At 42.0% G+C, this 12,525-nt stretch carries 12 protein-coding genes and 1 pseudogene; 12 read left to right on the top strand and 1 reads right to left on the bottom strand.

Annotation, left to right across the window (positions count from 1 at the left end; genetic code table 11):
* Window positions 1–17: 17 nt before the first annotated feature.
* From J576_RS14090 to J576_RS14065, 6 genes are all read left to right on the top strand, one after another.
* Window positions 18–1,016, top strand: coding sequence for an aromatic/alkene monooxygenase hydroxylase subunit beta (locus tag J576_RS14090; RefSeq protein ID WP_002048769.1), 999 nt, complete (start codon window positions 18–20; stop codon window positions 1,014–1,016).
* Between the two features lie 11 nt (window positions 1,017–1,027).
* Window positions 1,028–1,294: an MmoB/DmpM family protein gene (locus J576_RS14085; protein WP_000049450.1), complete on the top strand. Its 267-nt coding sequence runs from the start codon at window positions 1,028–1,030 to the stop codon at window positions 1,292–1,294.
* Window positions 1,295–1,339: 45 nt separating this feature from the next.
* On the top strand, window positions 1,340–2,866 hold the full coding sequence (locus J576_RS14080) for an aromatic/alkene/methane monooxygenase hydroxylase/oxygenase subunit alpha (protein WP_002048770.1): 1,527 nt from the start codon (window positions 1,340–1,342) through the stop codon (window positions 2,864–2,866).
* 59 nt (window positions 2,867–2,925) lie between these two features.
* Window positions 2,926–3,288 carry a phenol hydroxylase subunit P4 gene (locus tag J576_RS14075; protein ID WP_002048754.1) on the top strand — a complete coding sequence of 121 codons (363 nt, stop codon included), beginning with the start codon at window positions 2,926–2,928 and terminating at the stop codon, window positions 3,286–3,288.
* A 14-nt stretch (window positions 3,289–3,302) separates the two neighbouring features.
* Window positions 3,303–4,364, top strand: a complete 1,062-nt coding sequence (locus J576_RS14070; RefSeq protein ID WP_002048750.1) for an NADH:ubiquinone reductase (Na(+)-transporting) subunit F — start codon at window positions 3,303–3,305, stop codon at window positions 4,362–4,364.
* A gap of 185 nt (window positions 4,365–4,549) precedes the next feature.
* A complete protein-coding gene (locus tag J576_RS14065; RefSeq protein WP_002048774.1) occupies window positions 4,550–5,431 on the top strand; it encodes a SphA family protein in 882 nt (293 codons plus the stop codon).
* Window positions 5,432–5,480: 49 nt separating this feature from the next.
* Here J576_RS14065 and J576_RS14060 read toward each other — a convergent pair whose 3' ends face one another.
* On the bottom strand, window positions 5,481–6,440 hold the full coding sequence (locus tag J576_RS14060; RefSeq protein ID WP_000423280.1) for a LysR family transcriptional regulator: 960 nt from the start codon (window positions 6,438–6,440) through the stop codon (window positions 5,481–5,483).
* Between the two features lie 283 nt (window positions 6,441–6,723).
* Here J576_RS14060 and benA point away from each other — a divergent pair, with 283 nt between their 5' ends.
* From benA to J576_RS14030, 6 genes and pseudogenes are all read left to right on the top strand, one after another.
* On the top strand, window positions 6,724–8,106 hold the full coding sequence (gene benA / locus J576_RS14055) for a benzoate 1,2-dioxygenase large subunit (RefSeq protein ID WP_002048751.1): 1,383 nt from the start codon (window positions 6,724–6,726) through the stop codon (window positions 8,104–8,106).
* Window positions 8,103–8,622 (top strand): annotated as a pseudogene (benB, locus tag J576_RS14050) (benzoate 1,2-dioxygenase small subunit). Before benA ends, benB begins: the two are co-directional and overlap by 4 nt.
* A gap of 52 nt (window positions 8,623–8,674) precedes the next feature.
* Window positions 8,675–9,691 (top strand): benzoate 1,2-dioxygenase electron transfer component BenC, encoded by a 1,017-nt coding sequence (gene benC / locus J576_RS14045; protein WP_002048784.1) that lies wholly within the window; start codon window positions 8,675–8,677, stop codon window positions 9,689–9,691.
* Between the two features lie 21 nt (window positions 9,692–9,712).
* The gene (locus J576_RS14040) at window positions 9,713–10,498 is read left to right on the top strand and encodes a 1,6-dihydroxycyclohexa-2,4-diene-1-carboxylate dehydrogenase (RefSeq protein ID WP_002048749.1); all 786 of its coding nucleotides are present in this window, start codon (window positions 9,713–9,715) and stop codon (window positions 10,496–10,498) included.
* Window positions 10,499–10,555: 57 nt separating this feature from the next.
* The gene (gene benE / locus J576_RS14035) at window positions 10,556–11,749 is read left to right on the top strand and encodes a benzoate/H(+) symporter BenE (protein WP_002048748.1); all 1,194 of its coding nucleotides are present in this window, start codon (window positions 10,556–10,558) and stop codon (window positions 11,747–11,749) included.
* Window positions 11,750–12,318: 569 nt separating this feature from the next.
* Window positions 12,319–12,525 (top strand): transposase (locus J576_RS14030; RefSeq protein WP_033855643.1); only part of this gene is annotated, 207 nt, incomplete at its 3' end.

Below are 12,525 nucleotides of genomic sequence, written 5' to 3'. Positions count from 1 at the left end.
TATAAGGAGATAAAGCCATGACTTTAGAAATCAAAACGTCAAATGTCGAACCTATCCGCCAGAACTACGCCTATATCGAAAGACGATTTGGTAGTAAGCCAGCTACTCGATATCAAGAAGTAAGTTTCGATGTACAGGCAGAAACTAACTTTCACTATCGTCCTTTGTGGAAACCTGAAAAGACTTTAAATGACAAAACCCATACTACCCTGCAAATGCAAGATTGGTATGCATTCAAAGATCCACGTCAATTCTATTATGGAACTTATGTTCAGCACCGTGCGCGTTTACAAGACACTGCCGAAAGTAATTTTGCTTTTTTCGAAAAACGTCAGCTTGCAGAACATTTGTCTGATGAAGTCAAAGCTAAGGTCATTGAGTGCCTATTGCCATTTCGCCACGTTGAACAAACTGCAAACTTACACATGATGTCTGGCAGTGCCTATGGTTATGGCACCGTGCTTACCCAAGCTTGTATTTATGCCGCGATGGATCATTTAGGAATTGCGCAGTACATCTCGCGTATTGGCTTAGCTTTAGATGGCAACAGCGGCGACTCACTACAGCAGGCAAAACAGGCTTGGATGCAACATCCTGCATGGCAAGGCTTACGCCGTCTGTGTGAAGAAAGCCTCACCGAGCAAGACTACTTCAAACTTTTCTTATTACAAAATCTTGTGATTGACTGCTTTGTGACAGAGCTCGTCTATCAACAGTTTGATCAGTGGTTAGTCACTCAAAATGCTCGCGACTTAGCCATGCTGACTGAATTTATGAAAGACACTTTAGGTGATTTACGTAAGTGGTCAGACACCGTCATTAAAACTGCGGCAGCAGAATCCGATCATAACAAACAGCTATTAAATGAATGGTTCACTGAGTCTCTAGCTCAAGTGAAAGCAGCCTTTACACCTTGGGCAACAGCAGCCTTAACAGCAGAGGCAATTGATCAAGCAGAACAAGCCGTTATTGAACGTGCAAAAAAACTCGGCCTACAACCACTTACAAATGCTTAAGGAGAAGCAACATGTCTAAAGTCTATCTCGCGTTACAAGACAACGATACTTCACGCTACATCCTCGAAGCGATTGAAGAAGATAACCCTGAAGCTTCAATTCAGTATTTACCCGCCATGATCCGAATTGAAAGTGAAACTGATTTGGTGATTAAAGCCGAAACCGTATCTGAAAAACTAGGCCAAGATTGGGACATCCAATCATTACAACTCAACATGATTACGCTGGGCGGCAACGTCGAAGAAGATGACGATACTTTCCGCCTTCATTGGAATTAATCACAACATAGACGTTGTTTAACAAAGATTTAAGGATGATCAATCATGACAACTCAAACGAAAGAAACCAGCAAAAAATTAAATGCGAAAGATCGTTACCGTGCATTAACCCGTGATCTGGACTGGGACTTTTCCTATGCTGACCGTAAAGATGCCTTCCCTTATGAAGAGTTTGAAGGCATCAAAATTACGGACTGGTCTAAATGGGAAGATCCATTCCGTTTAACTATGGATGCTTACTGGAAATATCAGGCAGAAAAAGAGAAAAAACTTTATGCCATTTTTGATGCGTTTGCTCAAAACAACGGTCAGATGAATGTCAGTAATGAACGCTACTTAAATGCGATCAAACTCTTTTTAACGGCGGTGACTCCACTTGAATATCAAGCTTATCAAGGTTATGCCCATGTAGGCCGCCAGTTTAGTGGAATTGGAGCACGTATTGCTTCTCAGATGCAGTCGATTGATGAGCTGCGTCATGTACAGACTCAAATTCATGCCATGAGCCATTACAACAAGTTCTTTGATGGTTTTCAGGATTGGGCACACATGCATGACCGCGTTTGGTATTTGTCTGTACCTAAATCATTTTTCGAAGATGCCCGTTCTGCTGGCCCTTTCGAGTTTTTATTAGCGATTAGTTTTGCTTTTGAATATGTACTTACCAACTTACTGTTTGTTCCGTTTATGTCGGGTGCAGCTTATAACGGCGATATGGCAACCGTGACCTTTGGTTTTAGTGCGCAGTCTGATGAAGCGCGTCACATGACGCTTGGTCTTGAAATCGTAAAATTCTTGCTCGAACAGCATGAAGACAACGTGCCAATTGTGCAGGAATGGATTGATAAATGGTTCTGGCGTGGGACGCGTTTACTTTCAATTGTGGGCATGATGATGGATTACATGCTGCCAAACAAAGTGATGTCGTGGAAAGAAGCTTGGGAAGTTTATTTTGAACAGGCAGGCGGTGCCTTATTTAAAGATTTAAGCCGTTATGGCATTCGCATGCCGAAATATAGCGATGTCATTGTGAAAGAAAAAGAGCATGTCTCACATCAGGCATGGTGGATTTTCTATAACTTTGGTCATGCTGCTGGTTTCCATACATGGATTCCAACCGACGAAGAAATGGATTGGCTATCGGCTAAATATCCGGACACTTTCGATAAATACTACCGTCCAAAATGGGAGTTAGCTCGCAAAATGGAAGCTGAAGGTAAACGCTTCTACAGCGCAGGTTTACCACAGCTTTGTCAGGTTTGTCAGATACCAATGACCTTTACCGAAATGGGCGATGATCCGACTCAGTTTAGTTATCGCCATAGCATCTACCAAGGCGAACGCTACCACACCTGTTCAGATGGCTGTCATGACATTTTCGAGCGCGAGCCTGAAAAATATATACAAGCATGGCTACCTGTAAATCAAATTTTACAAGGTAACTGTGGTGGCGGTGACCTCGAAACCATGCTCCGCGATTATTACCTCATGAATGTCGGTGCCGACAATCTGGATATTGAAGGTTCACCAGACCAACAGCGCTGGAAAAAATGGAAAGGCAACGCAGCTTAAGCACAAGGAATTATTCAGGCAGTCATCAAGCTGCCTGATCGGAAATAAGGAGATTGAACATGACTGTTCGCGCGATACACAACAACTATCAATTTGAACCACTGGATCTGCAAAAAAATTATGGCGATCAATTCTTACTTTACGTGGGTTGGGATCATCACACCCTTTTTTGCTCGGCACATGCCATGCTTGCCTCGCCTCAACAAACTTTTGAACAGTTGATTGAGCAACAAATTACAGGTGGTTTTGCCCAACATCCAGATTTTGCCAAAATTGATTGGTCAAAAGTGCAATACACCTTAGATGGTCAAACAATCAATCCAGAGAGCACGCGAAGCTTGGCAGAGCTTGGTTTTGGTCATAAGTCATTACTTCGTTTCGTTACGCCAGAATTAAATGGCTATAACGACAGCTACGTTTAATTCGGAGGTGTGTCATGAGTTATCAAGTCACCATTGAGCCGATCGGAACAACGATTGAAGTAGAAGAGGACCAAACCATTTTAGATGCCGCTTTACGTCATGGCGTTTGGTTACCCTTTGCCTGTGGTCATGGCACTTGCGGGACATGTAAGGTTCAAGTCAGCGACGGTTTTTACGATGTTGGTGAAGCCTCTCCATTTGCACTCATGGATATTGAACGTGATGAAAATAAGGTGCTTGCCTGCTGCTGCAAACCACAATCCGATATGGTCATTGAAGCCGATGTTGATGAAGACCCAGATTTCTTAGGCCATCTGGTTCAAGACTATCAAGCGACCGTCATTGATATAAAAGACCTATCGCCAACCATTAAAGGAATCCGACTACAACTAGATCGCCCAATCGAGTTCCAAGCTGGCCAATATATTAATGTCCAATTTCCAAACATTGAAGGAACACGTGCTTTTTCAATTGCCAATGCGCCAAGTGAAGTGGGCATTGTTGAGCTCCATATTCGTAAAGTCGAAGGCGGTGCAGCGACAACTTATGTACATGAGCAACTGGCTACAGGTGATCAACTTGATATTTCAGGTCCTTATGGTCAATTTTTTGTACGCAAGTCAGATGATCAAAATGCCATTTTCATTGCAGGTGGTTCAGGTCTTTCAAGTCCACAATCGATGATTTTAGATTTACTTGAGTCTGGAGATAGTCGCACGATTTACCTCTTCCAAGGCGCACGAGACTTGGCGGAGTTATACAACCGAGAATTGTTTGAACAGCTCATGAAAGACTATCCAAACTTCCGTTATATCCCTGCTCTTAATGCCCCAAAAGCAGAAGACCAATGGACTGGATTTACCGGATTCGTGCACGAGGCTGTTGCAGATTACTTTGAAAATCGATGTGGTGGACACAAAGCCTATTTGTGTGGCCCACCAATCATGATCGACTCTGCAATTTCAACACTCATGCAAAGTCGCTTATTCGAACGGGACATTCACACTGAACGTTTCTTAAGTGCAGCCGATGGTGCTGCTGGACAGTCACGTTCGGCTTTATTCAAACATATTTAAAGATAAACCTTTAAGCACTCCACTTTTTCAAATGAGCTTTGTATTTGCAATTTAGAAAGCCAATACAAAGCTCACAAGAGTTCTGCATTCAAAATTTACAGTTTAAACAGACTCAAATTTTTAAAGACCGTTAAGGAATAACGTTTTTTTAGTGACAAGCCAAACAACACAGAATAGGACATTCTATGAATAACAAAATTGCTGCAATCATATGTGGTGTTATCAGCACCCTTTACCTTCCTTCTGCATTTGCGATAGAAAATGGCTCAGACTCTTTTGCTTTAGGTGCCGAAGGTATGATGGCCGGTGCCCTACCACCTGCCGGGGTCTATCTACTCAGTTATTATCAAAATTACCACGCATCAGAGTTTCAAAATGGTCCCGATCAGTTCCATGTTGATGTCAACGCCGTGGTTCCGCGGTTGGTCTGGATGACCGATCAAAAAATTATGGATGGACAACTCGGGTTTTATGCAGCCCAGCCATTGGTGGATCTAAGACTCAAAGTAAATGGAATGGCTGACTCAAACCAAGGACTCGGAGACTTGATTTTGGGTGGTATGCTCGGCTGGCATCAAGGAAATCATCACTGGATTGCAGCTTTAGAAACCGTACTGTGGACAGGTGAATATGACACTCCAAGTGAGACACATCCAGTTCAAGCCAATCTCGGGAAAAACTATCACACCATTCGACCTATACTTGCCTATAGTTATGCCAACGCGGCAGGTTTAGATCTTTCAACTAAATTGTCTTATAGCTGGAATACACGTAACGACGCGACCGACTACCAGTCTGGCCAATACATTGCGGGTGACTATAGCTTAGGTTACCGCATTAATGCCAAACTCAAAGTTGCAGTTGAAGGCTATGCTTTTAAACAAACTACAGATGACAAAGTAAACGGAAGTGACATTGGGTTTAAAGGACAGGCTTTTGCAATTGGGCCAGGCATTCAATATGCCGATAAGAACTGGTCTATCGAAGCCAAATTTTTAAAAGAAACCGAAGTCGAATATCGTCCCGAAGGCCATACCAGCTGGCTAAAACTGATTTGGGCTTTCTAGAACCATTTAATGCATAGCTTCAACCTTTGAAGCTATGCATTCTCTTTATTTAAAAATCGATACCGTTTGAATCATCTATCGGGTTCTGATCGAGTGTAAAAACAGTCCGTTGATAAGGTATCCCTTCTAAGTCATAAACCTGATAAATACAATCGAACAATGACTGTAAATCTTCACTTCGGTCCATTGCCCTTGCAGTAATAAAAATTGGACTGACCGCGCCGTTATCTAAAATCGGAATATAGTTTAAGTGTGGAAATCGAATGGTATCGGCACTTGCTGGAATAATACAGATCCCTTCTCCCGCTGCGACTAAGCCCAAAGCCAATTGAATTTCTCGTATCTCATGCATATTTTTTGGAACCAAACTATGCTCGGCAAAAATATTCAAAAGCTGGGTTGAGAAGTTCGGTTTCGGCGAGGTGGGATACATAAACATCTTTTCATCAATCAAATCGGCTAGATATACCCCTTCCGTACGTTGTGCAATTGGATGACTGGTATGCGCGGCAACAACCAAACGCTCTTTACGTAAAAGAATTCGCCTCACGGCGGGATCACTAATTCTTAAACGCCCAAAACCGACATCAATACGACCTTCTTTTAATGCCTGTAACTGTTCGGTTGTACTTAATTCCATGAGCTGAATATTCAGATGGGGTTGCTGCTGACGAAATAAATAAATGATTCGAGGCAGCAAACCATAGAGTAAAGACCCGACAAAACCAATGGTCATACTTCTTTCGATGAGACCAATACGCTTGGTCATACTTTTTATTTCTTCAGCATTCGACAAAAGTTTAACAGCATGCTGGTAAAAGAAATGCCCTGCTGGTGTGGTTTGTAAAGGGCGGCTTCCTCGTTCAAACAGTTGAATGCCAAGCTCACTTTCTAAATTTTGGATTTGCCGACTCAAAGGCGGTTGAGCAATAAATAGTTTTTCGGCTGCCTTGGTGAAGCTCTGTTCTTCTACAACAGCTACAAAATACCGTAAATGTCTTAGTTCCATCAGGTTTCCATACCTTTAAGATATATTAAAATGCAAATTCAGTCTTAGACACAGTTTAACCATTCTTTTAAGGTATATACAAGCAATAACCCGATGAAGTTATAGATCACTTGTATAGCACCGATTGAAATGATACTGGCCAACATTCGATCTATCTTTATCCATTCGCGGTTAAACACCCGACGCGTTTATACGCTTCATTGACATATTAGGATATCAAGACCTTTTAAATCGTAGCGAAGGTCTTGATGACTTCCACCCTTTGGAAAGTCGGAGAACGGACATGCCACGTATTCCTGTAATCAATACCAGCCATCTTGACCGTATTGATGAATTACTTGTAGACAATATCGATACAGGTGAATTTAAACTTCACCGCTCAGTTTTTACTGATGAAGCCTTATTTGACCTCGAAATGAAATACATCTTCGAAGGTAACTGGGTTTACTTGGCACACGAGAGCCAAATTCCAAATAATAATGACTACTATACTACTTATATTGGTCGTCAGCCGATTATCATTGCCCGTAACCGTAACGGCGAACTTAATGCCATGATCAATGCGTGTTCACACCGCGGAGCACAACTTTGCCGTTACAAGCGTGGTAACAAAGCAACGTATACTTGCCCTTTCCACGGCTGGACTTTTAATAACTCAGGTAAATTGCTTAAGGTTAAAGATCCAAGTGAAGCAGGCTATTCTGACTGCTTTAACCAAGACGGCTCACACGACCTTAAAAAAGTAGCTCGTTTTGAGAGCTACAAAGGTTTCTTATTTGGTAGCTTAAATCCCGATGTTCCTTCACTTGAAGAATTCTTGGGTGAAACCACCAAAATCATCGACATGATTGTTGATCAGTCTGAACATGGTCTGGAAGTTTTGCGTGGTTCATCTACCTATACCTACGAAGGCAACTGGAAACTCACTGCTGAAAATGGTGCCGATGGTTACCACGTTTCTGCTGTGCACTGGAACTACGCAGCAACGACTCAACACCGTAAAGAAACTCAAGCTGCCGATAACATCCGTGCGATGAGTGCGGGTTCTTGGGGAAAACAAGGTGGTGGCTCGTATGGCTTTGAAAATGGCCACATGTTGCTTTGGACACAATGGGCAAACCCAGAAGACCGCCCTAACTTCCCGAAAGCCGACGAGTACACCGAAAAATACGGTGAAGCGATGTCGAAATGGATGATTGAGCGTTCACGTAATCTTTGTCTGTATCCAAATGTTTATTTGATGGATCAATTCGGTTCGCAAATTCGTGTACTTCGCCCACTTTCGGTTAATCGAACTGAAGTCACTATTTACTGTATCGCACCTAAAGGTGAAGCACCCGAAGCTCGCGCACGTCGTATCCGTCAGTATGAAGATTTCTTTAATGCTTCAGGCATGGCAACTCCAGACGATTTAGAAGAGTTCCGTGCTTGTCAGGCAGGCTACGCCGGTATTGCACTTGAATGGAATGACATGTGCCGCGGTTCAAAACACTGGATTTATGGACCAGACGATGCAGCAAATGAAATTGGTTTAAAACCCATGTTAAGTGGGATTAAAACTGAAGATGAAGGCCTGTATCTGGCCCAGCATCAATATTGGTTAAAAACCATGAAATATGCGATTGCATCAGAGAAAGAAATTGCTGATCAAGGAGAAACAGCATGAGTGCTCAAGACAAAGCAACTTTAGAAAATATTGCTCAGTTTCTCTATCGTGAAGCGCGCTTTTTAGATGATGAACAATGGGATGACTGGCTTGAATGCTATGCGCCGGAAGCTTCTTTCTGGATGCCAGCTTGGGACGACGACGATAGATTAACTGAAGATCCGCAATCTGAAATTTCACTTATTTATTATCCAGACCGTCAAGGTTTAGAAGATCGAGTGTTCCGTATTAAAACCGAGCGCTCATCTGCAACCATGCCGGACACACGTACAAGCCACAATATTGCCAACGTTGAAGTTCTCGATCGCGATGGAGATAAAGTTACTGTTCGCTTTAACTGGAATACCTTGAGTTTCCGTTACAAGACAAATTACAGCTATTTCGGTATGTCACGTTATGTGATCGATTTTTCAGGTGATCAACCAAAAATCTTGAGCAAATATGTCGTTTTGAAAAATGACTACATCAATCAAGTCATTGATATCTACCACCTTTAAGACATACCCCCTCAGTTAACCGGACTGTTGGCTGAGGGTAAAAGTTTCAAATATTTTGTAGGATACATGCCATGTCAAACCACAATGTTGCACTTCAATTTGAAGATGGTGTTACACGTTTTATTAACGTAGCTCAAGGCGAAACCCTATCTGACGCAGCTTATCGCCAAAAAATCAATATTCCTTTGGATTGCCGTGATGGTGCATGTGGAACTTGCCGCGCATTTTGCGAGTCCGGTAATTATGACATGCCAGAAGAAAGCTATATTGAAGATGCATTAACCCCGGAAGAAGCTGAACAAGGCTATATTCTTGCTTGCCAATGTCGCCCAACTTCAGATGCCGTATTTCAGATTCAAGCCTCATCAGATGTCTGCAAAACAGAAATTCATAGCTTTCAAGGTACCTTAGCCCGGGTTGAAAATTTATCAGACTCAACCATCACTTTTGATATTCAACTTGATGAAGGCCAACCGGATATTCATTTTCTTGCAGGTCAGTATGTGAATGTTGCCATTCCAGAAACTGGCGAAACCCGTTCATATTCATTTAGCTCAAAACCGGGCAATCGCTTAACGGGCTTTGTGGTACGTAATGTACCGAATGGCAAAATGAGCGAATTCTTAAGTAAGAATGCCAAAGCTGGCGACAAAATGACTTTTACCGGACCATTCGGTAGCTTCTATTTGCGTAATGTAGTGCGTCCAGTGCTTATGCTGGCAGGCGGTACTGGCATTGCCCCATTTATGTCAATGCTACAAGTACTCGAAGAGAAAGGTTCAGAACAACCTGTTCGCTTGGTTTTTGGTGTCACCAATGACTTTGATTTGGTTGCTTTAGAAAAGCTCAACGAGTTGCAGGCGAAATTCCCATGGTTTGAATATCGAACTGTGGTCGCAAGCCCTGAGAGTAACCATGAACGCAAAGGCTATGTGACTGGTCATATTGAAAGTGAATGGTTAAACGGTGGCGACGTCGATGTTTACCTATGTGGCCCAGTGCCAATGGTAGAAGCGGTACGTGGCTGGTTAGAAACTGAAAATATCAAACCTACTAATTTCTTGTTTGAAAAATTCTCTGCAAACTAATTCAAGGTGGAGAAGTTATCTATGTCAAACCGTCAAAGATTTACTGATAAAGTCGTGATTGTTACGGGTAGTGCCCAAGGAATTGGTCGTGGCGTGGCACTGCAAGTTGCAGCTGAAGGCGGACAAGTCGTCATGGCGGACCGCTCTGAATATGTTGAAGACGTTCTCAAAGAAATTCAGCGTGCAGGTGGTGATGCTGTCACGATTAATGCTGACCTTGAAACCTATGCAGGTGCACAAGCGGTTGTTGCAAAAGCCATCGAGCATTATGGTCGGGTCGATGTCTTGATCAATAATGTAGGGGGCGCGATCTGGATGAAACCTTTTGAAGAGTTTTCCGAAGAAGAAATCATTAAGGAAGTAAATCGCTCATTGTTTCCAACTTTATGGTGCTGCCGCGCTGTGTTACCGGCCATGATTAAGCAACAATCGGGTGTTATTGTAAATGTATCTTCCATTGCAACCCGTGGTATTAACCGTATTCCCTACTCGGCATCTAAAGGCGGGGTAAATGCGCTAACCGCATCGCTGGCTTTTGAACATGCCAAAGACGGAATTCGAGTCAATGCCGTTGCGACTGGTGGAACCGAAGCACCGCCTCGCAAAGTACCACGTAACGTCAACCCGTTAAGTCAAAATGAAAAAGACTGGATGCAGCAAGTGATTGATCAAACAATAGATCGAACATTTATGGGCCGGTATGGCACAATTCAAGAACAAGTCAATGCAATTTTATTTCTTGCATCAGACGACGCATCGTATATGACGGGATCGGTCATTCCGGTCGGAGGTGGGGATCAGGGTTAACCCTGATCTTTTTATATGTTTGGATAAATAATATGATTTGCATGGAGGCAATCTCACATGGCAACCCTGTTCAAGACATTAAAAAATGACTGGTCCATATCAGCAACAGTTGCTGGCTTTCTTGCAGTTTTAATTTCTTACTCAGGCCCACTGATTATTTTTTTCCAAGCTGCTCAGCGTGCCCATGTGTCCACCGATATAATGGTGTCATGGATTTGGGGAATCTCAATTGGTGCCGCCGTTTCAGGTATTTATCTTTCAATTAAGCATAAAACTCCTGTCATCACCGCGTGGTCTGCACCGGGCACTGCCCTGTTAGTTACCCTATTTCCCAATATCTCCTTGAATGAAGCAGTAGCCGCCTATATTACTTCCGCTATCGTTATTTTTTTAATTGGTATTACAGGTTACTTCGACAAATTACTGAAGTGGATTCCGCAAGACGTTGCTGCGGGCATGATGGCAGGTATTCTTTTTCAATTTGGTATTAGTCTATTTACTGCATCTGATAGCATGCCTTTTATTGTATTTAGCATGCTCATTGTCTTTTTAATTGCCAAACGTTTAATGCCGCGCTACACCATGATTTGGGTGTTAGCTGCCGGAGTTTTATTAAGCCTCACTTTAGGCAAAATGAATCCGGTTGATGTGAGTTTTAGTTTAGCTATTCCGCAGTGGATTAGCCCAGAATGGACGTGGAATTCAACACTCAACCTCGCTGTTCCTCTCATTTTAGTCAGCCTAACCGGCCAATTTTTACCGGGTATGGCGATTATGAAACTCAGCGGTTACGACACGCCAGCCAAACCCATTATTACAGCTACCAGTATTGCCTCGTTAGCCGTTGCCTGTGTCGGTGGTATTACCATTGTGCTTGCCTCAATTACCGCTGCTTTATGTATGGGTAAAGATGCTCATGAACTGAAAGAAAAACGCTATATCGCAGGAATCGCCAATGGGATTTTTTATGTTTTAGGAGGCTTATTTGCTGGCAGTATTGTCATGCTATTTAGCTTACTTCCTAAAGAGCTTGTGGCAGCACTGGCAGGTTTAGCCCTGCTTGGAGCAATTGCCACCAATATTTCTGTTGCCATGAAAAATGACAATCAACGTGATGCTGCACTTATTACCTTTTTAGCTACCGCATCAGGCATGCATTTCCTTGGATTAAGCTCAGTCTTTTGGGGTATTTGTATTGGTGTAATCGCCCATTTCATTCTCACACCACGCTCAACGCCAACCACAAATTAAGTTTTTTATCTAAACGCCCAGCACCAAAATAAAGCCTCAATCGCTAAATCAGGATGCAAATAATTTGCTAATTCTGATTTGGCGATTTTTATTAAATATAAATTAAACTTCATTTTTAAGATGAATCTCTAAAATAATTAAATAATAGACTTTAGTATTTTGTTTTTATATTTTCACTTCAATTCATAATATAAATTTAACGATATTTTTAAGAGTGATTATCATCAATAAAATCTATAAAAAAACATCTATAAAATCCTTAAAATTCTCATCATACAATATTTAACCCCCTTTTAAAGACACAACAAAGTCAGCTAAAACAATAAAAATAAATACATATTTTTCAAATAATTAAACCAATAAAAGCACAATACCTTAAAGACATAAAGATATATCAATTAGGTTTTTGACTCTAATCCAATAACAAAATAGTTTATTAAAAAATAACGCGATGCTTCACAAATTGGAGGTGAAGAAAATGGATATGAGCAAGGTTAATATTAATGAGTTAATTGGGCTTTGTTGCACAAAGCTGTTCTTAAGGGCTTCTTCAGCAATATAATTTTCAAATGAAGAAGCCTACACAAAAAATCTACCGCACAACCAATTGGCCCGCATATAACCGAGCTCTCATTAATCGTGGGAATATTGCCATTTGGTTCGATCCAAAGACCCAGTGGTATGCACAATCACAAGGCAAGCATGGTCGAAATCAAACTTACTCTGACACCGCTATTCAATGCTGTTTAATGATCAAATCTTTATTCAGACTCTCT

The sequence above is a fragment of the Acinetobacter sp. 766875 genome, from assembly GCF_000582055.1.
Lineage (GTDB): Bacteria > Pseudomonadota > Gammaproteobacteria > Pseudomonadales > Moraxellaceae > Acinetobacter > Acinetobacter nosocomialis.
This window is presented reverse-complemented; position numbering and strand designations above follow the sequence as displayed.

Excerpts from the sequence above, each read along its gene's own strand:
- J576_RS14090 (WP_002048769.1), top strand. The coding sequence starts at position 18 with ATGACTTTAGAAATCAAAACGTCAAATGTCGAACCTATCCGCCAGAAC.
- J576_RS14085 (WP_000049450.1), top strand. The coding sequence starts at position 1,028 with ATGTCTAAAGTCTATCTCGCGTTACAAGACAACGATACTTCACGCTAC.
- J576_RS14080 (WP_002048770.1), top strand. The coding sequence starts at position 1,340 with ATGACAACTCAAACGAAAGAAACCAGCAAAAAATTAAATGCGAAAGAT.
- J576_RS14075 (WP_002048754.1), top strand. The coding sequence starts at position 2,926 with ATGACTGTTCGCGCGATACACAACAACTATCAATTTGAACCACTGGAT.
- J576_RS14070 (WP_002048750.1), top strand. The coding sequence starts at position 3,303 with ATGAGTTATCAAGTCACCATTGAGCCGATCGGAACAACGATTGAAGTA.
- J576_RS14065 (WP_002048774.1), top strand. The coding sequence starts at position 4,550 with ATGAATAACAAAATTGCTGCAATCATATGTGGTGTTATCAGCACCCTT.
- J576_RS14060 (WP_000423280.1), bottom strand. The coding sequence starts at position 6,440 with ATGGAACTAAGACATTTACGGTATTTTGTAGCTGTTGTAGAAGAACAG.
- benA (WP_002048751.1), top strand. The coding sequence starts at position 6,724 with ATGCCACGTATTCCTGTAATCAATACCAGCCATCTTGACCGTATTGAT.
- benC (WP_002048784.1), top strand. The coding sequence starts at position 8,675 with ATGTCAAACCACAATGTTGCACTTCAATTTGAAGATGGTGTTACACGT.
- J576_RS14040 (WP_002048749.1), top strand. The coding sequence starts at position 9,713 with ATGTCAAACCGTCAAAGATTTACTGATAAAGTCGTGATTGTTACGGGT.
- benE (WP_002048748.1), top strand. The coding sequence starts at position 10,556 with ATGGCAACCCTGTTCAAGACATTAAAAAATGACTGGTCCATATCAGCA.